This is a genomic window from Kitasatospora sp. cg17-2, from assembly GCF_054031055.1.
Map to the genome: position 1 here is coordinate 1,356,980 of NZ_CM132923.1, position 24,074 is coordinate 1,381,053.

The 24,074-nt window shown below is 75.2% G+C and carries 14 protein-coding genes; 11 read left to right on the top strand and 3 right to left on the bottom strand.

Annotated features, from left to right (window positions below; all coding sequences use genetic code 11):
* Positions 1-8: 8 nt before the first annotated feature.
* The 9 genes from ACW14Y_RS05370 (at position 9) to ACW14Y_RS05410 (ending at position 9,612) form a co-directional block, all read left to right on the top strand.
* Entirely contained in the window at positions 9-449 is a 441-nt protein-coding gene (locus tag ACW14Y_RS05370) for a hypothetical protein (RefSeq protein ID WP_380310885.1), read from the top strand.
* On the top strand, positions 446-1,543 hold the full coding sequence (locus tag ACW14Y_RS05375; RefSeq protein ID WP_456986059.1) for a polyprenyl synthetase family protein: 1,098 nt from the start codon (positions 446-448) through the stop codon (positions 1,541-1,543). The genes ACW14Y_RS05370 and ACW14Y_RS05375 overlap by 4 nt, the downstream gene beginning before the upstream one ends.
* Before the next feature lie 188 nt (positions 1,544-1,731).
* The gene (locus ACW14Y_RS05380) at positions 1,732-2,403 is read left to right on the top strand and encodes a cupin domain-containing protein (RefSeq protein WP_266277171.1); all 672 of its coding nucleotides are present in this window, start codon (positions 1,732-1,734) and stop codon (positions 2,401-2,403) included.
* On the top strand, positions 2,400-3,548 hold the full coding sequence (locus tag ACW14Y_RS05385) for a hypothetical protein (RefSeq protein WP_380310890.1): 1,149 nt from the start codon (positions 2,400-2,402) through the stop codon (positions 3,546-3,548). The genes ACW14Y_RS05380 and ACW14Y_RS05385 overlap by 4 nt, the downstream gene beginning before the upstream one ends.
* Entirely contained in the window at positions 3,545-4,723 is a 1,179-nt protein-coding gene (locus tag ACW14Y_RS05390; protein WP_456986060.1) for a hypothetical protein, read from the top strand. The genes ACW14Y_RS05385 and ACW14Y_RS05390 overlap by 4 nt, the downstream gene beginning before the upstream one ends.
* 28 nt (positions 4,724-4,751) lie before the next feature.
* The gene (locus ACW14Y_RS05395) at positions 4,752-5,627 is read left to right on the top strand and encodes a hypothetical protein (protein WP_456986061.1); all 876 of its coding nucleotides are present in this window, start codon (positions 4,752-4,754) and stop codon (positions 5,625-5,627) included.
* A gap of 75 nt (positions 5,628-5,702) precedes the next feature.
* Positions 5,703-6,284 (top strand): hypothetical protein, encoded by a 582-nt coding sequence (locus ACW14Y_RS05400; RefSeq protein WP_456986062.1) that lies wholly within the window; start codon positions 5,703-5,705, stop codon positions 6,282-6,284.
* Between the two features lie 99 nt (positions 6,285-6,383).
* On the top strand, positions 6,384-8,120 hold the full coding sequence (locus tag ACW14Y_RS05405; RefSeq protein ID WP_456986063.1) for an asparagine synthetase B family protein: 1,737 nt from the start codon (positions 6,384-6,386) through the stop codon (positions 8,118-8,120).
* A 127-nt stretch (positions 8,121-8,247) separates the two neighbouring features.
* A complete protein-coding gene (locus ACW14Y_RS05410) occupies positions 8,248-9,612 on the top strand; it encodes an aldehyde dehydrogenase family protein (protein WP_380310895.1) in 1,365 nt (454 codons plus the stop codon).
* A 52-nt stretch (positions 9,613-9,664) separates the two neighbouring features.
* Here ACW14Y_RS05410 and ACW14Y_RS05415 read toward each other — a convergent pair whose 3' ends face one another.
* Positions 9,665-11,278: an outer membrane protein assembly factor BamB family protein gene (locus ACW14Y_RS05415; RefSeq protein ID WP_380310897.1), complete on the bottom strand. Its 1,614-nt coding sequence runs from the start codon at positions 11,276-11,278 to the stop codon at positions 9,665-9,667.
* Between the two features lie 161 nt (positions 11,279-11,439).
* Here ACW14Y_RS05415 and ACW14Y_RS05420 point away from each other — a divergent pair, with 161 nt between their 5' ends.
* Positions 11,440-12,096, top strand: coding sequence for an NADPH-dependent F420 reductase (locus ACW14Y_RS05420; protein WP_456986064.1), 657 nt, complete (start codon positions 11,440-11,442; stop codon positions 12,094-12,096).
* Positions 12,097-12,190: 94 nt separating this feature from the next.
* On the opposite strand, the gene ACW14Y_RS05425 is transcribed toward ACW14Y_RS05420, so the two are convergent.
* Together ACW14Y_RS05425 and ACW14Y_RS05430 are read right to left on the bottom strand one after the other, a co-directional pair.
* Positions 12,191-17,812 carry a non-ribosomal peptide synthetase/MFS transporter gene (locus ACW14Y_RS05425; protein WP_380311008.1) on the bottom strand — a complete coding sequence of 1,874 codons (5,622 nt, stop codon included), beginning with the start codon at positions 17,810-17,812 and terminating at the stop codon, positions 12,191-12,193.
* Between the two features lie 103 nt (positions 17,813-17,915).
* Positions 17,916-22,919 carry an amino acid adenylation domain-containing protein gene (locus ACW14Y_RS05430; protein WP_456986065.1) on the bottom strand — a complete coding sequence of 1,668 codons (5,004 nt, stop codon included), beginning with the start codon at positions 22,917-22,919 and terminating at the stop codon, positions 17,916-17,918.
* 700 nt (positions 22,920-23,619) lie between these two features.
* On the opposite strand from ACW14Y_RS05430, the gene ACW14Y_RS05435 reads away from it, so the two are divergent.
* Positions 23,620-24,057: a YchJ family protein gene (locus ACW14Y_RS05435; protein ID WP_380311004.1), complete on the top strand. Its 438-nt coding sequence runs from the start codon at positions 23,620-23,622 to the stop codon at positions 24,055-24,057.
* Positions 24,058-24,074: the final 17 nt, after the last annotated feature.

Genomic DNA, 24,074 nt, shown 5'->3' on the forward strand with positions numbered 1-24,074 from the left:
GGTCAGCCATGCCCGATGCCGGTCGGTTCAGCGAATTGGGCGAGCAGGGCTCGCGTGCCGTCATGGAGGCCGCGGCCGTCCTGGAACGGGAGCTGTCCGCCGGGATCGCCGATGCCAAGGCGGCCACGGCCCGGCTGACCGGCGAGCACCGGGTCGACCAGGAGGAGTTCGACCGTCTGGTGGGCCGGGTCTCGGAGAACACCCACCAGCTGATCGAGGCGGTGAGCGAGCGGGTCCTCGCCAACACCACCGGCGAGGTGTCCGAGCAGGCCCAGCGGCTCGCGGCCAACGCCCACGACGTGCTCGACCTGCTGCTCGGCCTGAGCTCGCTCGCCCCCGGCCTCGCCAACCAGGGCCTGCGGAACGCCTTCGGACCGCAGGGCGAGCCGCGGGCCGCCGACGGCGGCCACGACGGCGACGGCGGACCGGACGAGCGGCCCCGGGGGTGACCACCCCGGCCGGACGTCCCGCCGTCGGCGCGCCGCTGGTCGAGCGCGTCCTGGCCCGGTACCGCGAGCGCACCCTCGCCGAACTCCTGCGCCACATCCCCGAGCAGAGCCCGCCCTACCTCTACGACCTGGCCGCCGACTACCCCACCCGCCCCTGCAAGGGCCTGCGGGCCGCACTCTGCCTGGCCACCTGCTCCGCGTTCGGCGGTCGGCCCGAGCGGGCCCTCAACCCGGCCGTCACCGTGGAGCTGTTCCACAACGGCTTCCTCGTCCACGACGACATCCAGGACGGCAGCGAGCTCCGCCGGGGCGAGCCCACGCTGCCCGCCCGGTACGGCGTGGAGGTCGCGCTGAACGTCGGCAACGCGACCAACCTGCTCGGCCTGCGGCGGGTGATGGCCAACCGGCGGGCGCTCGGCGGCGAGCTGGCCTGGCGGCTGTTCGAGGAGACCGAGCTGATGTGCCGCCAGTCCCTGGAGGGGCAGGCCCTGGAGATCGCCTGGATCCGGGACAACGTCTGCGGACTGACCAGTGCCGACTACTACCGGATGTGCCTGAAGAAGACGTCCTGGTACACCTTCCTCTACCCGTGCCGCTCCGGCCTGCTGGTCGCCGAGGGGGCCGGTACGGACGCCGCCCGGCTGGACCGGTTCGGCTGGTACCTGGGCGCGGCCTTCCAGATCCAGGACGACGTGCTCAACCTGGTCGGCGCGGCCGAGGAGTACGGCAAGGAGATCGCCGGGGACCTCTGGGAGGGCAAGCGGACGCTGATGCTCATCCAGCTGCTGGAGCGCGCCACCCCGGCCGAACGCGCCCGCGTGGTACGGCATCTGAGCCTCACCCGGGCGCAGCGCGGCCCGGGGGCGGCCGAGGACGTGGCCTGGCTGCTCGACCGGATGACGGCCTACGACTGCGTGGCGCACGCCCGGGAGGCGGCGGCCGGACTGGTCGCGGCGGCCGCGCGGGAGATCGAGGCGGTACTGGCCGCTGGCCCCGCCGCCGCGGACGGCCCCGGCGACGGGACCGAGGAGGCCGCCGAGGCCCGCGCGTTCCTGCTCGCGCTGCCCGACTTCGTGGTGGCCCGGGGCCGCTGACCGCGTTCACCCCCCGTTCACCGCCCCGGCAGCTCGCTCTCGTCCGCGAGCTCCGCTCGCCCCTGGGCGTTGTCACCCCGTGTGCGTAAGATCCGGAACGTCGGTCCCGGACGGCGGGAACCGGCCGCGCGACGCCCCGCGTCACCGGGGGTGACGTCGCACGGGTCGAGGTGGGGGTGGGGTGGCCGATGTCCGTACGATCGGGGCTGCGGGAACTCGAGAGGCTCGCCGGGCGGCTGCCGGCCGGCGCGGAGCTCTACCGGCTGCGGCCGGACGGCCGGGTGCTGCTCGCGGACCGGGACGGCGCGAGGGAGTTGGGCCCGGAGGCCCCGCACGGTCCGGCCGGCGAGGAGCTGCTGCGGTTCATCGACGAGGGCCAGTTCGCCCACTACCTGGTGGGTGACGCCAAGACCTCGCCCGAGCGGCCCTCGAACGCCACCTACAAGCTCGGCATCGTCGCCCCGCGCAGCGCGTTCACCCCGCACGCGCACGGCGGCGAGCACCTGGTGCTCAGCCTCGGCCACGCCGCCTGCGGGCTGTACGACGCCGAGCGGCGCCGGGTGGTGGAGGTGCCGCTGACGCCGGGGCTGCTGATACGGATACCCGAGCTGATGCCGCACTCCTTCGCCAACCGGGGCCGCGAGCCGCTCAACATCCTGGCCGCCAACACCGGCTACGGCATCGACCACGAGGACTACGCGATCACCGCGGCCGAGGCCGAGCGCCGGTCGGAGACCGAACTCGCCGAGGCGCTGCGGGCGGTGGAGCGCGGGCAGCGGATCGGCACGGTCGGCCGGCGGGAACGGCTGGCGGCCGGGTTGCGGCGACTGGCGGCCACGCTGGAGGAGTCCACGCGATGAAGTGCCCCCGCTGCGAGACCGAGCTGCCCGGGAAGGCCCGCACCGGCCGCACCTGCTGGAAGTGCCAGCAGCGGTTCGCGCTGGAGCCGAAGTACACCCGGGGGCTGCACGACCTGCGGCTGCGCCGCACCGTCGAGCGGCTGGGCGACGGCGGCCGGGTCGTCCTGACGGTCCAGCAGCTCCGCTGGGCGCACCACGAACGCGGGCAGCCGCCGCTCCGGCCCCACAAGGACCCGCCCGGCCGGCCGGCCGAGCCCCGGTTCGAGGGCGTCGGTGTGCTCGCCTTCTGCCTCGGCATGGGCACCGGGCTGGTCACCGTCGCCTACTTACTGGTCACCCGGCTGCCGGCCGCGATCATCCTGGCCGCCGTGGTCGGCTTCTTCGGTCTGGCGCTGCTCGGGGCGATGGCGAAGGACGCCGTCCGGCTGCTGCGGCGCAAGCGGATCAGGGGCCGGTGGGAGCTCGCCGAGCGGCAGTGGCAGCTGCGGCGCGAACTGAAGCGGCGGCAGGAGGCGGCGTGGACCACACCGCTGGACAACCGCCCGGACTGGACCGACGCGGAGTTCCGGAGCAAGGTCCTGACCCCCTGGGCCGAGGTCTACGGCGGCCTCCCGGACGGTGTGGTCGAGGACGCCGCCGTCCGGCCCTCGGTACCGGACGGGCCACCGGTGCTCGCGGTGCTCTGCCCGGACCGGACGGTCACCGCCTTCCTGCACGCCAACACCTTCGCGGTGCGCTACCGGGCGGTGATCGTCGGCTCGGTGGCGGAGCTGCCGGACGACCTGCCCGTGGTCGTGCTTCACGACGCCTCCCCGCAGGGCCTCCTGCTGGTCCGCGAGGCCAGGGCCGCGCGGCCGACCGGCCCGGTGGTGGACGCCGGACTGTCGCCCCGCACTGCGGTGGCGGCCTGGGACCGGGCCGTCCACCTGTACGAGCACCAGGAACGCGAGGCCCTGGAGGGCGTGCTGGCGCGGCTGCCGGGGCTCTCCGACCGGGAGCGCCTCTGGCTCGGCAAGGGGCTGTGGAGCCCCCTGGTGGCGGTGCCGCCCAAGCGGCTGCTGACGATGGCCGAACGGGCCGCCGAGCGGGCGCTGCACGCAAATGTCGGATTCCTCAGCTGGCCGGTGCCGGAGGTACCGCGATGATCTGCCCGCACTGCTCGAAGGACCTCATCCAGCGTCAGCGGACCGGGCGCCGCTGCACCTACTGCCGCAAGGAGTTCGCGCTCGATCCCAAGATCGACGGCGCCGGGCTGCACGACCTGCGGATCCGCAAGGCCGTCGGGAAGCTCTCCGACGGGGGCCGGCTGGTCGTCACCGCCGGGCAGCTGAACCACTCCCTCCAGCACCGGGGGCGCCCGCCGCAGAAGTACCGGGGCGACAAGTCCGTCGCGGGCGGACTGTTCGTCCCCGGGGGCATCCTGACCCTGATCGGCCTCGGCACGATCCTCACCCCGGTCGGCCCGTGGCTGCTGCTGCCGGCCGCCCTCCTGATCGGCTTCGCCATCCGCCAGTGGACGCTGTCGGACGTCCCCGCACCGGACGAGTCGGTCCACTCCCGCTGGACGGAGGACCAGTTCCGCACCACCGTGCTGAACCGGTGGCGGACCACCTACGGCGCCCTGCCGCCGGGGCTGGTGGAGGACGGGCTGGTCCCGTCCACGCCGCCGCCCGCCCGCCCGGCCTTCGTGCTGCTCTGCCCGGACCGGACGGTCATCGCCTTCCTGTACGCCAACCGCTACCCCGAACGGCACCGCGCGCTGCTCGTGCGGGACCTGCGCGAGGTCCCGGCCGGCCTGCCGCTGGTGGTGCTGCACGACGCCTCGCCCCAGGGCCACCTGCTGGCCGCCGACGCGCGCGCCGCCCGCCCCGGCCTGCGGGTGCTGGACGCCGGGCTGTCGGTGCGCACCGTGCTGGTCGACCAGACCAAGTACACGCTGCTGCGCGACCTGTACCGCCCGGAGGAGCTCTACCTGCGCCTGGAGCGCTCGGTGCCCGAGCTGACCGGCAGCCAGCGGGCCTGGTTCGCCGAGGGCTGGTGGACCCCGCTCGCCGCGCTGGCCCCGAAGCGGCTGCTGGCGATCGCCGACCGGGCCGCCGAACGGATCACCGCGCCGCCGACGGCCGGGGCCCCGGCCGCCCGACGGACCGGACCGGTGCGCTCCCCGGCGGCGGGCCGGCCGGAGAGCCCGCTGGAGACCCGGCGCCGGGCGCTCGCCGTCGGCTTCATGAGCTGGCCCGAACCCGAGCCGGACGGCGCGCCCGGCGGCGCCGGCGGGGCCCGACCGGACGGCCCGGGACTCGGCAAGGGCCCCGCGTGAGCGCGGGGACGACGAAAGGCAGGAACCCATGACGCTGCGTCCGCTCCTGGACGGCGCGCTGACCGTCGCCGCCGGCCGGGCCGGGGCGCCCGGCGGGCTGCGGTACACCGAGCGGCAGCTCTACTACGAGCTGTGCCGGGTGCTCCAGCCGCTGCACGCCGGGCCGCGCCGGATCCCGTACACCCTGGCACCGCCGGTCCGGTACGCCCGGTTCGCCGCCGCGCTGGCCGCGCGCCGGGAGGAGCTGCCCGGCCTGCTGCCGCCGGCCGCGCCCCGGCCGGCCGGACCTCGCGCGGCCGCCGCCGAGGAGCCCGACCTCTACGACTACGGTCTGCCCCGGCTGCTGGTCTGCCAGAGCCGGGAGATCACCGCGATGCTGATCGCCAACGACCTGCACCTGGAGGCGGCCTGCCCGATCCTCCCGGCCGACGAACTGCCGCTGGACGCACGGCTGGTGGGCGCGCTGGAGCGGGCCGGGGGCGCCGTGGTGCACGTGCTGCACGACGCCAGCCCGTCCGGGCTCGCCTGCTTCGAGCAGGTCAGGGCCGCGTACGGAGCGACAGCCGGTCCGACGGGGGCCGGGCCGACGGGGACCGGGCCGACGGGCGTCCGGGTGCGCTCGATGGGCCTGGTGCCCCGGCACGCCGGCACCCTGCACCTGACCTCCGGACGCGGCCCGCACGGCCACCGGGGACCGCTGCCCGCCGGACTGCGCCCCGAGGAGCGGGCCTGGCTGGGCAGCGGCCGGACCATCGAACTGGCCGCCGTCTCCCCGGCCAAGCTGCTGCACACCGTGATCCGCCAGCTGCGCGGCGGCGGGACGGCCGGTCCGCGCCGCACCCCGCTGCACCGGCGGGTCCGCACCGTGCGCGGCAGCGGCTTCCTCAGCTGGCCGGCCGGCTGAACCCCACCCCGCTCCCCGATCCGTACGCACCGTCCGCCCCGTCCGACCTGTCCGACCTGTGAGGACCCCGCACCCATGAGCAACGCACGCCATCTCGGCTACCGCGACGAACTGCTGGCGGACGGCCAAGTCCACCGCCGGTACGAGGACGGCCGCAGCGAGTGGCGCCGGCGCGGCACCGACCGGCAGATCCACTGGCACGACAGCCTCGGCCGCTCCGGCACCGACGAGCCGCTCGGCCGCGACCTGGTCAAGCGGCGGTACGCGGACGGCACCGCCGAGTACGGCCGCGACCTCGGCTACGGCCGCACCGTGTGGGGCGGCGGCCGGCTGGTCACCCTCAACCGCAGCTCCTTCGGCGGACGGCTCGGGGTGGTGGTCGGTGCCCTCGGGGTTGCGGGCGTCGCCGCGATCACCGCCGCCCAACTGCCGCCCATGGTCCTGTCCGAGGCCGAGGAGGAGGAGCTGCGCCAGCAGGCCCGCCAGCAGGCCTCCTCCTCCGGCGGCGGTGACGGCGGCGGAGGAAGCGGCGGCAGCGGCGACATATCGGTGGACGGCGACGGGTCCGGGGACCAGCACGGGGACCCGGGCACCACCGAGGACTTCGGCGACTGGGGCGACTCCGACGACGGCTGGGACGGCGACGACTTCGGCTGAGCCGCCGCACCCCCCGGCCGCCACCCGGCCGGCCGGGGACCCCGCCGCCGCCCGCGGACACCCCGCGGGCCGCCGTCCGACGAAAGGCACCGCTCCACCATGCCCCGCTGCTGCGCCCTCGCCGGCCCCGACGCCGACCGGGCCCGCGCCCACCTCGCCGCCCTCACCGGCGGCACCGCGCCGAACGGCGCCCGGGCCGCCCTCCTCCCCGCCGAACCCGGCTTCGCCACCGGCCCGTTCACCGTCGACGGCCGCACCGCCGTCGGCGAGGTGACCCTGCACAACCGGCCCGAGCTGATCGCCGCCCTCGCCGCGGCCGGCTCCCCCGTACCGGCCGACCTGCCGGACGGCGAACTGCTGCTCCGGCTGTGGCTGCGGCTCGGCACGGACGGCCTGCGGCAGGCCGACGGGATGTTCGCGCTCGTCGTCGTCGACGGCGCCGACCTGGTCCTGATCCGCGACCACGCGGGCGCCCGCACCGTGTTCCACGCCCGCGCCGACGGCTGCTGGGCCGCGTCCACCTCGCTCCGCGCCCTGCGCCACTGGCCCGCGCTCGGCACCGGTCTCAACCTGGCCGCCGTCCGCTCCTTCCTCACCTTCGCCTACCTGCCCGGCGAGGAGACCCTGCTGCGCGGTGTGCACGAGGCGCTGCCCGGTCGGGTGCTGCGGCTCGCCGCCGACGGCAGCACCCACCAGGAATCGTTCTGGGAACCCGCCGAGCACCTGCCCGAGGGCGCGGCCCGGCCCGCCGAGGAGTACGCCCGGGAGCTGCGCGCCCTGCTCGAAGGGGCCACCGCACGCAGGCTGCCGACCGGCGGCCCGGTCGGCGTGCTGCTGTCCGGCGGCGTCGACAGCTCGCTGGTCACCGCGCTCGCCGCCCGGCTGCACGACCACCCGGTGCACACCTACTCGATCAGCTTCGGCGACCGGCTGCCCAACGAACTGGGGTACTCCGGGCTGGTCGCCGACCACTGCGGCACCCGGCACCGGATCCTCACCGTCTCCGGCGAGGAGGTCGCCGCCCGGCTCGCCGACACCGTCGCCCTGCTCGACAGCCCGGTCGGCGACCCGCTGACCGTGCCCAATCTGATGCTCGCCGAGGCCGTCGCCGCCGACGGGATCACCGTCTCGCTCAACGGCGAGGGCGGCGACCCGGTGTACGGCGGACCGAAGAACCTGCCGATGCTGGTCCACGAGATGCACCGCGACAACCCCGCCCCCGAGGTGCGGGCGGAGGCCTATCTGCGCTCCTACCGCAAGTGCTACGAGGACCTGCCGCTGCTGCTCACCGGCGAGACCCTGCGGGCGCTGGCCGACGAACCGCAGCCGCGCCGCTTCGTCGCCCCCTACCTCTCCCCCGGGCCGATGCACTCGCTGCTCAACCAGCTGCTGCACTGCAACCTGCGCACCAAGGGCGCCCACCACATCCTCACCAAGGTCGAACGGCTCACCGCCTCGCGCGGGGTGCAGGGCCGCTCCCCGCTGTTCGACCGGCAGGTCGTCGACCACGCCTTCGCCACCCCGCCGACCCTCAAGCTGCACGGCACGGTGGAGAAGTGGATCCTCAAGGAGGCCGTCCGCGACCTGCTGCCGGGCGCGGTCGTGGACCGGCCGAAGAGCGGCATGCGCGTCCCGGTCCAGCAGTGGCTGCACGGGCCGCTGCGCGACCTGTCCGCCGAACTGCTGCTCGGGCGCACCGCGCGCGAGCGCGGCCTGGTGCGGCCGGACACGGTGCGCACCTGGATGCGCCGGGAGGGCACCCTGCTGCCGCGCCAGGGCGGGAAGCTCTGGCTGGTGCTCACCCTCGAACTCTGGCTGCGCGCCTACGACCTGTGATCCGGGTCGAGCGCACCGCCCTCCCTTCCCGCGCTGTCCTCCCTTCCCGCGCTGTCCTCCCTTCCCACGCTGTCCCCCCTCTCCACGCTGTCCTCCCTTTCCACTGACCCGGCCCGGAGGCCCCGTCATGGCACCGTCCACCGTTCCCACCGCCCCCGAACTCCACCTGACCGACCCCCGCACCGGCCACACCCGGGGCACCCTCGTCCCGGCCCGCGCCGAGCAGGTCGCCGGGACCGTGGCCCGGGCCCGGGCCGCCGGGCCGCGCTGGCGCGCGCTCACCCCGCGCGAGCGCGAGCGCCGCCTCGACGCGCTGGCCGACCTGATCGAGCGGCACCTCACCGAGTACACCGTGCTGGAGCAGGCCGGCACCGGGAAGCCCGAGGCCGAGGCGGCCGGCGAGGTGCGCGAGGTCGCCGACCTGTTCCGCTTCTACGCCGGGGCCGCCCGTACCGGCACCGCCCCCGCCGCCGGCCGCTACCTGCCCGGTCACGAGAGCTGGGTGCGCTGGGAGCCGGTCGGTGTGGTCGCGGCCGTCGTCCCGTGGAACTACCCGCTGCTGATGGCCGCCTGGCGCTGCGCCCCGGCGCTCGCCGCCGGGAACACCGTGGTGCTCAAGCCCGCCGAGACGACCCCCGACTCGGCGGCGCTGCTCGCCGTCCACGCCGCCGAGGCGCTCGGCGAGGACGTGCTGACCACCCTGGCCGGCGACCGCGAGAGCGGCCGGCTGCTGGTCGCCGCCGAGGTGGACCTGATCGCCTTCACCGGCAGCGCGGCCGCCGGCGCCGACATCGCCGCCCGGGCCGGCCACCGCCGGGTCAGCCTGGAACTCGGCGGCAACAGCCCGGTGCTGGTCCTGCCCGACGCGCCCGGCCGCACCTGGTCCGCGCTCGCCGCCGCGTGCACCTACAACGCCGGTCAGAGCTGCGCCGCGCCCGCCCGGGTGATCACCCTCACCGAGAACTACGAGCGGACCGTCGCCGCCCTCGCCTCGGCCCTCGGCGCCCGCGAGGCGGGCCGCGACTTCGGCCCGCTCAACAACCCCGACCAGGCCGCCCGGTACGACAAGCTGCTCGCCGCCTCCGCCGCCGGGCGCTCACTGGCCGCGCCCGGCCGAAGTGACGGCCTCTGGCGGCCCGCCCGGCTGCTCGCGGACCTCCCGGACGACGACCCGGCGGTGCTGGAGGAGGTGTTCGGGCCGCTGCTGACCGTGCAGCACGCCCCCACCGTCGAGGCCGCGCTCGCGCTCGCCAACGGGGTGCCGCAGGCCCTCGCCGCCAGTGTCTGGACCGCCGACCTGTCGACCGCCCTCGACCTGACCGCGCGGCTGGACGCGGGCGAGACCTGGATCAACTGCCACCTCGCCCAGAGCGCCGAGCTCCCGCACAGCGGCCGGGGCACCTCGGGCCAGGGCATCGACCTGTCCACCCTGGCCCTGCACGAGTACCAGCGCCCCAAGACGGTGACCGCCCGCCTCCGCGACGGCGACTGAGCGCGGTGGGCCACCCGGGCGCGGGCGGCCCACCGGGCTCGGGCACCGCGGCTCAGGCGAAGGCGCCGGGGCGCCCGAGGGCGACCAGCCGGTGGTCCTTGGTGCCGATGAAGACGCGCCCCTTGTCGGTGGCGGGCACCGAGAACTTGCTCACCGTGCCGATCGGGACGGAGCGGCGCAGCTTGAGCGTGCCGTCGACCGGTACGGGGTCGTAGGCCCGCAGTTCGCCGCCCTCGCCGTACTTGCCGGTGCCGGACCAGATCACCCAGACCAGGGCGGAACCGGTGCGGGTGCCGTCGGAGGTGACGACGGGTGAGCCGGACATCTTGAGGAAGTCCTCGGCGCTGGTGCCGGCGCTGCTCAGCTGCGGGAGGCCGGCGGCGGTCACCCCGTACTTGAGGGCGCGCAGCTTGCCGTAGTTCTCCACGGTGTAGACGTAGCCGCCGTCGCCTCCCCAGACCGCGGGGTGGCCCCACACGCCGCCGTAGGGGCCGGTGAGGCCGACGACCTTGTCGGTGCCGTTCGGGCCCTGGCCGGTGCCGCCGAGGTCGTCGCGGTCGAGCAGGAAGATCCGGCCGTCCTTGCCGACCTGGACCATCAGGTGGGGGTGGGCGGCGGTGCCGAAGCCGGCGGGGAGCGCGACCGGGCCGCCCGAGCCGAGGTCGGTGTCCTTCTTGTCGAGGGTGGCGTTGTTGGTCGGGCTGAAGAAGTCCGCGGGGGCGAAGCCGCCGTCCGCGTCGACGGCGAAGCGGATCACGGACTCGCCGAGGCCGCCGGGCGGGCGGTTGCCGGGGCCGGGGGCGGGCGAGGCACCGGCGCCCTGGCCGTTGGCGGTGGTGAGGAAGAACCGGCCGGGGCCGTCGGAGACCAGGCCGCTGCCGGACATCCAGACCGAGGCGCGCTGGGTGTCGGAGCCGGCGACGGTGGAGAACAGGGTGAGCCGGCGGGTGCGGGTGTCGAGGCCGGCCACCGTGCCGATGTAGTCGCCGATGCCGCAGAGCGAGCCGAAGCCGAAGTAGAGCCGGCCGTCGAGCAGCAGCAGTCCGGGGCGCTGGAGCGAGCGGTAGGCGTTGAACGGCTTGCCGGGCGCGTTCACCGGATCGCCCTGGACGGTCACCGGCCAGCCGCTGCGCTCGGCGCCGGTCCTGGCGTCGAGCGCGTGCACGTAGTGGTGCGGGTGGTGGTCGTCGGGGCCGTCGTCGACCTTGCTGGTGAGGTAGACGGTGCCGGTGGCGGGGTCGTAGACCGGGGTGGAGGTGGTGCCGACGTTGGGGCCGGGGTCGGAGCAGCCGATGGCGGCGGAGGCCCAGGCCGGGCCGTTGTCGCGGTGCCAGACGATCTTCCCGGTCCTGGCGTCGACGCCGTAGACGTGGTTGGTCTCGGTGGCGACGACGACGGTGTCGCCGATCACCAGGGGCTGGGCGAAGACCTGGCCGTCGAGCTGGGTGGAGAAGCGGACGCCGAAGTCGGACCGGTCGACCTCGGTGGGGTCGAGCTGCGGTTCGGCGCGGTCCCAGGCGGTGCGGTCGTTGCCGAAGGAGATGGTGGTGACGTCGGCGCGGGCGGTGCCGGCGGCGAGCGGGGCGAGCAGGGCGAGGCCGGTGAGGAGTGCGGCGGCGCGCGGCAGGCGGCGGGTCGGGCGGGGGCCGGGGGTGGTGCGGTTCATGGCGCCATGCTTCGGCGGGCCGGGCGGGCCCACCAGCGGAAGTGGTCCAGTCGGCGGGCGGCCGTTCGCGGCGTTCACCGGACACCGGACCGAAGTTGATCTATCGTCGTCCCGGCGCGTCGAAGTCCCGGCACGTCGAACAACGAACGGGGAGAACAGCGGTGCGGTACGGAATCATCGGCACGGGTGGCGTCGCGCGGACGATCGCGGACAAGCTGGTGGCACTCGGCCACGACGTGACCCTGGGGTCGCGCAGCAAGGACAACGAGGCGGCGGCGGCCTGGGCCGAGCAGGCGGGGCCGACCGGCCACCACGGGACCTTCGCGGAGGCGGCGGAGTTCGGCGAGGTCGTCCTGAACGCCACCCCGGGGACGGTCGCCCTGGACGCGCTCCGCGCGGCGGGCCCGGAGCGGCTGGCGGGCAAGCTCCTGATCGACCTCTCCAACCCGCTGGTCTTCTCGGCCGAGGGCGAACTGACCCTGGACCCGGTGAACAACGACAGTGTCGGTGAGCGGATCCAGCGGGAGTTCCCGCAGGCCCTGGTGGTGAAGACGCTCAACACGGTGACGGCCCCGGTGATGGTGGACCCGTCGCGGCTCGACGGCGAGCACAACATGTTCGTCGCGGGCGACGACGAGGAGGCCAAGGCGCGGACGGTGGCGCTGCTGGGCACCTTCGGGTGGCCGACGGGTTCGGTGATCGACCTGGGCGACATCACGGGCGCCCGGGCGATGGAGATGATGATGCCGTTCTGGATCCGGCTGATGCGGGCCTTCGGCACGGCGGAGTTCAACTACTCCTTCAAGCACGCGAAGTAGCCCCGGGCCCGAGCCTCGGCCCCAGCCCGTCACGGACGCGCCCCCGTCCCCCTCTGCCGAGGGGGACGGGGGCGCGTCGCCGTGCGGTGGCCGGCTACCGGCGGCCGGTGGCGGCGTGCACCCGGTCGGCCGGGTCGTCCTCGACCGGTTCCGGGGTACCGGCCGGGCCGGGCACCCGGACGGTGCCGGAGGGCTGCCGGTCCGTCTCCCCGCCCCGGGCACCGCGGCGGCGCCGGCCTGCGGCGCGGGCGGCCTCGGCGAGGGCGAGCTGCCGGTCGGCCTCGGCCTGGATGGCGTCCTTGTCGCCGATCTCGGCGTCCGGCAGCGCGTCCGGGAGGAGGTCCTCCAGCAGGCGCAGCGGCCGGTAGGCGAGGCCGAGCAGGCCCCAGACCGTGAGCAGCAGGCCGACCACCACGAGCAGCAGTCCGGCCCCCCGGCCCGGTCCGGTGCCGATCACCAGGCCGACGGAGTCGGCGAGCGCGCCGCCGGGGCGCATCAGCGGCTCGAAGACGTGGTCGGAGAGCGGGCCCGCGGTGAGGAAGCCGAGCGGCATCATCGACATGGCGAGCATCTGGTTGGTGGCCAGGACCCGGCCCTGGAGCTCCATCCCGACCTTGGTCTGGATCAGGGACATCCAGTGCGAGTTGAGGATCATCATCGATCCCCAGAGCAGGAAGAGTCCGCAGGCGGTGAGGGCGGTCTCGGGGCGGCTGCCGGTGAGGACGGCGGCGAGGCCGACCACCGAGGTGAAGCCGATCATGCCGACCGAGCGACGGCTGGTGCCGCCCCAGAGCCCCATGACCAGGGCACCGACCATGGCGCCGAGGCCGCCGAGGGCGGTGACGACGCTGAGCTGGAAGGGCGTGCCGTTGGCCAGCACCATCGGGGTGATCAGCACGGTGGCGACGGCGAACAGGTAGTTGAACACCACGAAGAAGACCACCATGGCGACCAGGCTGTGGCGGCGCGCGATGTACCGCCAGCCGGTGACGACCTCCCGCCAGAGCGGCTCCTCCTGCTTGTCGAACATCGCGTTCGGGAAGCGGACCAGCAGCAGGCAGCTGACGCCGGTGAGGAAGGTCGCCATGTCGAACAGCACGACGCCGTGCAGTCCGACCAGGGAGACCAGCACGCCGCCGGCCAGGATGGCCATCATGTCGCCCGCGCCGGTGCCGAGTTGGGCGAGGCCGTTGGCCTGGCCGAGGTAGCGCTTGGGCACCAGTTGGGTGATCGCGGCCAGGTAGGCGGGCCGTTGAAACGCTCCGCAGGTGGAGCCCACGCAGGCCACGATGTAGATGTGCCAGACCTCCAGGAGGTCGGTCCAGAGCAGGATTCCGAGGCCGAGCATGCCGGCGGCGGCCACGGTGTCCGTGACGATCATGATCTTGCGCCGGTCGACCCGGTCGGCGAGGGCGCCGGCGATCGGCAGCAGCAGGACGGCCGGCAGCACCGCGATGAACGAGATCATCGCGAAGTCGAAGGCGGAGCCGGTCTGCTGGTAGACCCAGACGCCGAGGGCGAAGGTGGAGAGGCTGGTGCCGATCATCGAGACGAACTGGCCGATCGCGACCTTGGCGAAGGTGCCCAGCTCGGCCCTGGCGGCCGGGCGCTTCTCGGCGACCTGCTCGGCGACCTCACCGGTGGCGGCGAACCCGGCCAGCACCCGGGCGAGTTCGCCGGCCTGGTGCTTGAGGAAGTAGTGCCCGGCGCGCGGGACGACCGCGAGGTCGACGGTGTCGCCGAAGTGCTCCCACTCGGTGTACCGCTCCTGGTAGAGCAGGGTCGCGCGGTCCTTCTCGCCGACCACGCAGAGGATCGGGGCGTCGATCTTCGCCGGCCGTTCGTCGCCGTAGGCGCGGGTGTAGAACTCCTCGGCCTGCCGGACGTCGTGGCGCAGCGCCCGGACCAGGAAGTCCTGTTCGGCCTGGTCGTAGACGTCCGTGAAGCCGCCCATCGCGCGCAGGAACTCGAGGTAGCCGCGGTTGGACAGCGCCCGGTCGCCGGGCATCCGCCGGGCCATCCACTCGGCGAAGCGGCCGGGCAGCCGGGCGGCGGGGAAGGTGCCGCCGAGGGCGAGTCCGCGCAGGTCGACGCCGGCCGCCTCCAGCCGGGAGCCGAGGGCGGTGGCGAGCGCCCCGCCGAGGCAGTGGCCGTAGAGCAGCACCGGGCCGTCGACCTGCTCCAGCACCTGGGCGGTCAGGGTGTCGGCGAGGGCGCCGAGTTCGGCGAGTTCGTCGTCGGGGCGGCTCGGGTCGTGGCCGGGCAGCTCGACGGCGTAGAGCCGGTGGCCCACCGGCAGCGCGTCGGCGAGTGGCTGGAAGGTGATCGGGCTGCCGCCGCCGTAGGGGACGCAGACGACGTTCATCCGGGCGGGCGCGTTGCCCCGGGTGAGCTTGTGCAGCAGGGTGCGCGGCCCCTCGTCGGCGGTGCCGCCGGCCCGGGCGTCGATCAGGGCGGCGAGTTCGCGGACGGTGGGGTGCTGGAACAGGTCGATGACCGACAGGCCGTCGCCGATCAGCCGGACGGCGTGCACGGCGGAGAACGAGTCGCCGCCGAGCGCGAAGAAGTCGTCGGCGGCGCCGATCTCCTCGGTCGCCAGGACCTTCCGGTAGGCGGCGGCCACGTGGTGCTCGGTCTCCGTGCTGAGCTCGCCGCCGCCGGCGGCGGGCTGGACGGCGGCCGGCTCGGGCAGGGCGGCCCGGTCGACCTTGCCGTTGGCGTTCAGCGGCAGGGCGTCCAGGACAACCAGGGCGGCCGGGACCATGTAGTCGGGCAGCCGGGTGCGCAGCGCGGCGCGCAGCTCGCCCGGGTCGGGCGCGGCGGCCGGGTCGGCGGGCACCAGGTAGCCGACCAGGGAGCCGGTGGCGCCCTCGCCCCGGGCGACCACCACGGCCTCGCGGACGTCGGGGCGGGCGGTCAGTTCGGCCTCGACCTCGCCGATCTCGACCCGGAAGCCGCGGATCTTGACCTGGTGGTCGATCCGGCCGAGGAACTCGATCGCGCCGTCGGGGCGACGGCGGACCAGGTCGCCGGTGCGGTAGCAGCGGCGGCCGTCCACCTCCAGGAAGCGTTCGGCGGTGAGGTCCTCGCGGCCGAGGTAGCCCCGGGCGACGCCGCCGCCGGAGACGTAGAGCTCGCCGGGGACGCCGACCGGGACGGGGCGGCGGCGGGCGTCCAGCAGGTGGGCGGTGACATTGCCGAAGGGGCGGCCGAGCGGTGCGGTGACGGCGTCGCCGAGGTCGGCGGGGACGGGCGCGCCGAGCATCGAGACGGTGGTCTCGGTGGGCCCGTAGTGGTTGTGCAGCACCAGGTCGGGCCGGGCGGCGCGGATCCGGGCCACCAGGTCGGGCCGCAGCGCCTCGCCGGCGCAGATCAGCAGCCGGGCCGGGAGGATCGCGTCGAGGCCGGCGCCGTGCGCGGCCAGTCCCTCCAGGTGGCTGGGGACGAGCTTGGCGGCGTCGATCCGGTGCTCGGCCGTGTAGGCGGCGAAGGCCTCCGGATCGGTGGCCTGGTCGCGGGTCAGCAGGTGCAGGCAGCCGCCGCCGGTGAGCGCGCCGAACACGTTGGTGGTGCCGAGGTCGGCGGCGAAGGTGGAGACCAGGGCCCAGTTCCAGCCGGTCTGGTCGCCGCCGATGCGCTCGCGCAGGCCGTGCAGGTAGTTGCGGTAGTTGCGGTGCTCGACCGCGACGCCCTTCGGGGTGCCGGTGGAGCCGGAGGTGAAGAGCAGGTAGCAGAGGTGCTCGGGGCGGACGTCCACCTCGGGCGCGTCGGGCCGTTCGGTGCCGTCCGGGACGAGCACCGGGTGGCCGCCGGTGAGGCGTCCGCGCTGGTCCTCGGTGGTGACGACGGCCGCGACACCGGCGGCGTCGAGCAGGGCGTTGATCCGCCCGTCCGGGTAGATCGGGTCGAGCGGCAGGTAGGCGCCGCCGGCCTTGAGAATGGCGAGCATGCCGACGACCAGGGCGGCGGAGCGCTCGACCAGCAGGCCGACCGGGCGGTCCGGGCCGACGCCCTGGGCGCGCAGCCGGTGGGCCAGCGCGTTGGCGCGCCGGTCGAGTTCGGCGTAGCCGAGGACGCCGTCGGCACCGCGCACGGCGGGCGCGTCGGGGGTGCGGCGGGCCTGCTCCTCGACCAGGCCGTGCAGGGTGCCGCCGAGGTCCCAGCCGCGCGGGGCCTCGTCGTCCCACTCGGCGAGTTGCCGCTGCTCGGACGGGGTGAGCAGGGGAAGGCCGGCGAGCGGGCGGTCCGGGTCGGCGGCCATCGCGTCGAGGGTCGTGGTGAGGTGGCCGAGGAAGCGGCGGACGGTGGGCTCGTCGTACAGCTCGGTGCGCCAGACCAGGTCGGCGGCGAGTTCGCCGCCGGTGTCGACGACGGCCACCGAGAGGTCGAACTTGGCGGTGTCGGTGCCGATCGGACGCCAGTGCACGGTGTGGCCGGGCAGCTCGGGGCGGGCCTCGGCCTGGTTGTGGACGTTCAGCAGGACCTGGAACAGCGGGGTGTGGGCGAGTTCGCGCTCCAGGCCGAGCGCGTCGATCAGCCGCTCGAACGGAAGGTCCTGGTGGCTGTAGGCGCCGAGGGTGGCGTCCTTGACCCGCTCCAGGAGTTCGCGGACCGTCGGGTCGCCGGAGAGGTCGGTGCGCATCGCCAGGGTGTTGACGAAGCAGCCGACCAGCGGCTCGGTCTCGCTGCGGGTGCGTCCGGCGATCGGGGTGCCGACGGTGACGTCCTCGCTGCCGGTGTACCGGCCGAGGACGGTCTGCAGGGCGGCCAGCAGCACCATGTAGACGGTGCTGCCGGTGCGTTCGGCGAGGGCGCGGATCCGGCGGGTGCGCTCGTCGCCGAGCTTCTCGGTGAACCGTGCGCCCTCGGTGCCGGCGACGGCCGGGCGGGGCCGGTCGGCGGGCACGGTGACGGTGCCGGCGGCGCCGCGCAGGCGCTCCTGCCACCAGGCCTGCTGCCGGTCGAGTTCGGCGGCGAGCTCGGTCCGCTGCCAGTGCGCGACGTCCGCGTACTGGACGGGCAGCGGCTCGAAGGCCGGGGCCCGCCCGGCGCGGCGGGCGCCGTAGGCGGTGGCGAGGTCGCCGAACAGGACGCCGATCGACCAGCCGTCGGCCGCGATGTGGTGCAGCACCAGGCTGAGGACGGCGCCGTCGTCGGTGCGCAGCAGGGCGGCCCGCAGCGGCAGGTCGGCGGCCAGGTCGAAGGGGCGGTGGGCCTCGGCGGCCAGCCGGTCGTCGATCAGGTCGGCGGGGACGTCGGCGGTGGTGAGCACGAAGCCGTCGGCGGACCTGAGTTCGGGGCTCACCTCGCCGTCGACGGTCGGGTAGACGGTGCGGAGCACCTCGTGCCGGGCGAGGACGTCGGTGAGCGCGGCGGCGAGGGCGGCCTCGTCGGGCTCGCCGTCGAGGTGCAGGGCGAGCGGGATGTGGTACGCCGCGCTGTCCGGTTCGTACTGGGCGAGGAACCACATCCGGCGCTGGGCGGAGGACAGCGGGGCCGCCGTGCCCTCGGGGCGCGGGGTGATGGTGCGGTGCTCGGCGCCGCCGGCCGCGGCCGCCGCCTTGGCGGCCTTGGCCTTGGCGAGGCGGAGGCGCAGCAGTTCCTGCCGGCGGGCGGCCTGGTCCGGTTGCTGGGCCGGCCGCTGATCCGGTTGCTGGGCCGGCTGCTGCGTCGGTTGCTGGGCCGGGTTCGGCCCGGTGGTGCTGTGCTCGGTCATGCGGTCTCCCCCGTCAGGGCGCCGGTGTCGCCGGCGGCCGGGCATGCTTCCAAGGTCCCGGTCCTGCCGGTGTCGCCGGCGGCTCGGGGGTGGGTGGGGCGGTTCACAGGCTGCTCCCGGCGGTCTCGTCGAGGTCGTCCCGCTCACCGAGGTCGTCGAGGTCGTCGATCTCCTCCAGCAGGCGCTCCTCGACCCGGCGGGCCAGGGCGGCCAGGGTGCGGTCCTCGAAGACGGTCCGCAGGGGCAGTTCGGTCTCGAAGGTGTCCCGGATCCGGGCCAGCAGCCGGGTGGCGAGCAGCGAGTGCCCGCCGAGCGCGAAGAAGTCGTCGTGCCGGGAGACCCGCTCCACCTTGAGGACCTCGGTCCACAGGTCCGCGAGCAGTTCCTCGCAGTCGCCCTCGGGCGGGGCACCGGCCCCGCCGAGCTGCGGCACCGGCAGCGCGGCCCGGTCGACCTTGCCGCTGGGGGTCAGCGGCAGCGCGTCGAGCAGGACGAGCCCGGCGGGCACCATGTAGTCGGGCAGTCGCTCGACCAGGGCGCCGCGCAGCGCGTCCTCGGTCAGGCCCGGGGCCACGGCGTAGCCGGCCAGGGCCGGTCCGGCCGGGGTCTCGACCAGCCGGGCGGCGCCCGCGACGACCCCCGGCAGGGCGGTGAGCGCGGCCTCGATCTCGCCCAGCTCGATCCGGAAGCCGCGCAGCTTGACCTGGGCGTCGGCGCGGCCGTGGTACTCCAGCCGGCCGTCGGCGCGGCGGCTGGCGAGGTCACCGGTGCGGTACATCAACGCGCCGTCGGTGCGGCCCGGTTCGGCGGTGAAGCGCTCGGCGGTCAGCTCGGGCCGGCCGTGGTAGCCGAGCGCGACGCCCGCGCCGGCGATGCACAGTTCGCCGATGCCGTTGACCGGGACCGGCTGGCCGGAGCGGTCGAGCAGGTGCAGCCGGGTGTTGGCGACGGGTGCGCCCAGGGCCACCACGCCGCCGTGGGCGGCGAGTTCGGGGGTGACCCGCTGGACGGTGGACCAGACGGTGGTCTCGGTCGGCCCGTAGAGGTTCCACAGCGAGCCGACCCGGCCGAGCAACGCGCGGGCGAGGTCGGCGGTGAGCGCCTCGCCGCCGCACAGCGCGGTCAGGCCCGGGGCGCCCGCCCAGTCGGCCTCCAGCAGCATCCGCCAGGTCGCGGGGGTGGCCTGGAGGTGGGTGACGCCCTGCTTCTCCACCCAGGCGCCGAGCGCGGCCCCGTCGGTGGCGGTGGCCCGGTCGGCGATCTCCACCCGGGCGCCGGTGACCAGCGGCAGCCACAGCTCCAGGCCGGCGATGTCGAAGGTCACGGTGGTGACGGCGGCCATCACGTCCCGCCCGGTGAGGCCGGGTTCGCGGCCCATCGAGGTGAGGAAGTTGACGATCGCCCGGTGCGGAACGGCGACCCCCTTCGGGGTGCCGGTGGAGCCGGAGGTGTACAGCAGGTAGGCCGGGTCCTCCGGGCCGACCGTGACGTCCGGCGCCTGGGCGGGGGCGGTGGCGTGCGCGGGCCCGTCCACGAGGACGGCCTCCCGGCCGCGCAGCAGTTCGTCCCCGGCGGTCGCGCCCTCGGCGACCACCACGGTGACCCCGGCGTCGTCCAGCACCGCCCGGTTGCGGGCGAGCGGCTGGTCGACGTCCAGCGGCAGGTAGGCGGCGCCGCTGCGCAGCACGCCGAGCAGGGCGGCGGGCAGCAGCCGGCCGCGCCGGACGGCGACCGCGACCAGGTGGCCGGGGCCGACGCCGCGGGCACCCAGCAGGTGGGCCAGCCGGTCGGCGGTGTCCAGGAGTCCGGCGTAGTCGAGGGTGCCGTCGGCGGCGGACACGGCGGGCGCGTCCGGGGTGAGGGCGGCCCGGTCGGCGACCAGCCGGTGCAGCGGGGCGTCGGGGATCGGCGCCCCGGTGCGGTTGACCGGCTCGTCCGCCGCGAGTTCGGCGGCGGAGAGCATGACCAGCTCGCCGAGCGGGCGGTCGGGTTCGGCGACGGCGGCGGACAGCAGCGCGACCAGGTGGTCGAGCGCGGCGCGCACCGACCGCTCCTCGTAGCGGGAGGTGCGGTACTCGGCGGACAGCAGCGGGCCGTCGGCCGGGAACTCCAGGAACAGCGAGAGGTCGGTCTTGGCGGTGCCGTTGCACACCTCGGCGACGAAGGTGAGCTTGAGGTCCGGCAGTTCGACGCCGGCCACCGGGTGGTTCTGGACGGCGAGCAGCACCTGGGAGATCGGCGAGGCGGTGAGGCCGGGCGAGCCGCCGTAGCGCCGGGCGTGGTCGACGAACGGGTGGCCGCTGTGGTCGGCGGCCTCCAGGACGACGGGGCGGACCCGGGCGACCAGCTCGCGGAAGGTGTCGGCGCCGGCCACGTCGAAGCGCAGCGCGACGGTGTTGATCAGCGAGCCGATCACGGTCTCCAGCTCGGGCACCGGCCGGACGGCGAAGGGGCTGATCACGGCGACGTCGGTGCGGCCGGTGTAGCGGTGCAGCACCCCGCCGAGCGCGGCGAGCACCACCGTGTAGAGGCTGGCGCCCTCCCCGGCGGCCCACTTCTCGACGCCCTCGACGAACCCTTCGTCCAGCCGGCGGGCGAGCCGGCGGCCGGCGATGTCCTGCGGGTTGGGGCGCTGGCGGTCGCCGGGCAGGTGCTGGTCGCCCTCGACGCCGCGCAGTCGCTCGGCCCAGCGCTCGGCGCCCTCACGGCCGGCCTCGACGTCGCGCAGCTCCCAGCGGGCGACGTCGGACAGCTGCAGCGCGGGCTCGGGCAGTTCGCCCTCCCGCAGGGCGCGGGCGACCTCGGCGAGCAGCAGACCGGCGGCCCAGCCGTCGGCCGCGGCGTGGTGCACGGTGAGCAGCAGCTCGTGCCGGTCCGTGTCGGTCCGCACGGCGAGGGCGCGCAGCAGTCGGCCGCCGGCGAGGTCGAGCGGGCGGGCGGCCTCGGCGCGCAGCGCGTCGTCGATCGCCTCCTCGTCGGCCACCTGCCCGTGCGGGCCGACGAGGTCGAGCAGCGGCACCTCGACCTGGTAGGGCGGGCGGACGTCGGCGACGGCGTCGTCCAGCTCGCTCGGGTTCGGGTCGCCGTAAAGGGCGGTGCGCAGCGACTCGTGACGGCGGACGACCTCGGTGAGCGCGCGGCCGAGGGCCTCGCGGTCGAGGGCGCCCTCGGCGCGGATCCGCACCGGCACGTTGTAGAGCGGGCTGCCGGTCTGGACGGCCTCGTGCAGCCACAGTTCGCGCTGGAACTCGGTGGCGCGGGCGGGCAGGTGGGCCTCGCGCCTCGGCGGTTCCACGGAGGCCCGGCCACCGCCGCCGTTGGCGGCCCGGACGGCCAGCGCGGCGACGGTCGGGGCGGCGAAGAACTCGGCGAGCGGCACCCGGGTGCCGAACTCGCGCTCGACCCGGGCCAGCAGGCCGACCGCGAGCAGGGAGTGGCCGCCGAGGTCGAGGAAGACGTCGTGCACGCCGACCTCGGGGACGCCGAGCAGGCCCTGCCAGAGTTCGGCGATCCGGATCTCGGCGGGGGTGCGGGGGGCGACGAACAGCTCGTTCCCGCCCCGGCTGCGGGCGACCGGGGGCAGCGCCTTGCGATCGGTCTTGCCGTTGGGGGTGAGCGGCAGTTCCGCCAGCACGGCGACGGCCAGCGGCACCATGTAGCCGGGCAGGGCGGCGGCGCAGTGGGCGCGCAGTTCGGCGGGCGTCGGTCCGGCGGCGCCGGGGGCGGCCTGGACGAAGGCGGCCAGGTAGTCGCCGGCCTCGTCGCGCTGGACGACGGCGGCGGCGGCCTCGACCTCGGGGTGGGTGGCGAGCACCGCCTCGATCTCGCCGAGCTCGACCCGGAAGCCGCGGACCTTCACCTGGTGGTCGACCCGGCCGTGGTACTCCAGGTCGCCGTCGGGCAGCCGGCGGACCAGGTCCCCGGTGCGGTAGCAGCGCAGGCCGTCGACGTGGACGAAGCGCTCCTCGGTGAGGTCGGGGCGGCCGTGGTAGCCGCGGGCCAGGCCCTCGCCGGAGAGGTACAGCTCGCCGATGCCGCCGTCCGGCACGGGTATCCGCTGCTCGTCGAGCACGTGGTCGAGGGTGCCGGCGAGCGGGCGGCCGATGACCGGCTCGCCGGTACCGCCGCGGGCGACCAGCGACCAGGTCGAGTAGACGGTGTCCTCGGTGGGCCCGTAGAGGTTGTAGAGGCGCTCGACGCCGGGCTGGGCGTGCACCTTGTCGGCGAGGTGGCGGGGCAGTGCCTCGCCGGCCAGGTTGACCACGCGCACGCCGGCCGGCAGTCCACCGCCGCCACCGCCGGGCAGGTCGCCGGGCAGGCTTCCCCCGCGCAGCAGCGCGGCCATCGCGCTGGGCACGGTGTTGACCAGGGTGACCTCGTCCCGGGCGGGCAGCTCGGGGAGGGCGAGGACGTTCTCGGCGACCACGATCGTGCCGCCGACGGAGAGCGGGAGGAACAGCTCGTACACCGAGATGTCGAAGCACACCGAGGTGCCGAACAGCACCCCGGTGAGGTCGGCGGCGGTGTACGTGTCGGCGGCCCAGCGGAGCATGGCGTTGACGCCGCGCTGGGTGACCGCGACGCCCTTGGGGCGGCCGGTGGAGCCGGAGGTGTAGAGCACGTAGGCCAGTGCGTCGGTGGCCGCGTCGCCGGTGGTGGGGCGCGCGGCGGCCGGGTCGAGCGGGGCGGCGGGGCCGTCGCCGTCGACGTGCAGGAGGGTGGCGCCCGCGCCGTTCAGCAGGTGCTCGTGGGCGCTGTCGGTGAGCACGACGGGGGCCTGCGCGTCGCCGACGACCAGCTCCAGGCGGTCGCGCGGATAGGCCGGGTCGAGCGGCACGTAGGCCCCGCCGGCCCGTAGCACCGCCAGCAGGCCGACCACGAGGTCGGCCGTTCGCGGCAGGCATACGCCGACCAGGGTCTCGGCCCGGACGCCCGCGGCGGCCAGCCGGCCCGCTACCGCGGCGGTCGCGGCGTCCAGTTCACGGTAGGTCAGTCGGCGTGTGCCGTCGATCACGGCCGTGGCGTCAGGGGTTCTTCCGGCCTGCGCGGCCACCAGTTCGGCCAGTGGTGCTGCCGGATCCAGTGGAGTAAGTCCCGTCGAACTCATCGCTTCTCTCCCGAGGGTGCTGCTGCATCGACTTGTGGTCGGCGAGAAATGGGCGGTGTGCCCTCGGAGATGGTGGGGTAAAGATCTACGAATCACCAGCACATTTCCGTCACTCGTTCGATATGCCGGAAAGATCACCTCTCCCGGCCTGGTCAGCGTGGCCGGTTCTGACGGTTCGTCGGCGATTTCACCCGGATTGACAGCCCCCTTGGCAGCGCCGGTCCGTACCGATAGCGTTTCACCGACGGTTCGTCAGTTGGCGCACACCTGTGTCCCACTGGCACCGCAAGCAGATTTCCGGACTCAATCTTGTCCGAGGGCAGTCAAAGTCTGGCCGATAGTGCGACTCCCGCACACCGCCGCCGGACCCCCGCCGCTCACTCGCCGCAGCACCCGCCCGACCTGCTCGGACAGCAATCCCCGGAGGCGGTGGACGCGGGCGGACCGGTCGCATATCTGTGTGCAAACGGTGTGTATTCACGGGGGACTCCGCGAGGCTCTGCCGACAGCTCGGCCACCCGGCACACACCGGGCTCCCACCCACACTCCGGCACCCGCCGTCCCGGACACCCGGGACCTCGGTCACGTCCCGGTCCCGGGCTTCCCTGCTTCCCCGCTTCCCCGGGGCCGGGCTTCCCCGCTTCTCGGCTTCCCCGCGGCCGGGCTCCGCGCCCGGCGGGAAGGGGCCAGAATGGAGCGCATGTCCCGACGTCGTTCCGCGCCCCGTGCCAGCACGCCCGCGCCGCGCCTGCTGCCCTCCTCCCCCTGCCCCTGCGGTCTGCCCGGCAGCTACGCCGAGTGCTGCGGCCGACTGCACCGGGGCCAGGTCGCCGCCACCACCGCCGAGGCACTGATGCGCTCGCGCTACAGCGCCTTCGCCGCGCGCGACGAGGCCTACCTGCTGCGCACCTGGCACCCGGACACCCGGCCGGACAGCGTGGACTTCGACCCGGGGCTGCGCTGGGTGCGGCTCGAGGTGCTCTCCACCGGCGAGGGCGGGGCGTTCCACGCCGAGGGCACGGTGGCCTTCCGCGCCCACTTCACAGAGGGCCGGGAGGAGGGCGTCCTCACCGAGCACAGCCGCTTCGTGCGGCACGAGGGCGCCTGGGTGTACCTGGACGCGCTCTCGCTCGACTGAGCCGGGGTCCCGGACGC

Excerpts from the sequence above, each read along its gene's own strand:
- ACW14Y_RS05425 (WP_380311008.1), bottom strand. The coding sequence starts at position 17,812 with ATGACCGAGCACAGCACCACCGGGCCGAACCCGGCCCAGCAACCGACG.
- ACW14Y_RS05395 (WP_456986061.1), top strand. The coding sequence starts at position 4,752 with ATGACGCTGCGTCCGCTCCTGGACGGCGCGCTGACCGTCGCCGCCGGC.
- ACW14Y_RS05415 (WP_380310897.1), bottom strand. The coding sequence starts at position 11,278 with ATGAACCGCACCACCCCCGGCCCCCGCCCGACCCGCCGCCTGCCGCGC.
- ACW14Y_RS05370 (WP_380310885.1), top strand. The coding sequence starts at position 9 with ATGCCCGATGCCGGTCGGTTCAGCGAATTGGGCGAGCAGGGCTCGCGT.
- ACW14Y_RS05430 (WP_456986065.1), bottom strand. The coding sequence starts at position 22,919 with ATGAGTTCGACGGGACTTACTCCACTGGATCCGGCAGCACCACTGGCC.
- ACW14Y_RS05380 (WP_266277171.1), top strand. The coding sequence starts at position 1,732 with ATGTCCGTACGATCGGGGCTGCGGGAACTCGAGAGGCTCGCCGGGCGG.
- ACW14Y_RS05435 (WP_380311004.1), top strand. The coding sequence starts at position 23,620 with ATGTCCCGACGTCGTTCCGCGCCCCGTGCCAGCACGCCCGCGCCGCGC.
- ACW14Y_RS05400 (WP_456986062.1), top strand. The coding sequence starts at position 5,703 with ATGAGCAACGCACGCCATCTCGGCTACCGCGACGAACTGCTGGCGGAC.
- ACW14Y_RS05410 (WP_380310895.1), top strand. The coding sequence starts at position 8,248 with ATGGCACCGTCCACCGTTCCCACCGCCCCCGAACTCCACCTGACCGAC.
- ACW14Y_RS05390 (WP_456986060.1), top strand. The coding sequence starts at position 3,545 with ATGATCTGCCCGCACTGCTCGAAGGACCTCATCCAGCGTCAGCGGACC.
- ACW14Y_RS05385 (WP_380310890.1), top strand. The coding sequence starts at position 2,400 with ATGAAGTGCCCCCGCTGCGAGACCGAGCTGCCCGGGAAGGCCCGCACC.
- ACW14Y_RS05405 (WP_456986063.1), top strand. The coding sequence starts at position 6,384 with ATGCCCCGCTGCTGCGCCCTCGCCGGCCCCGACGCCGACCGGGCCCGC.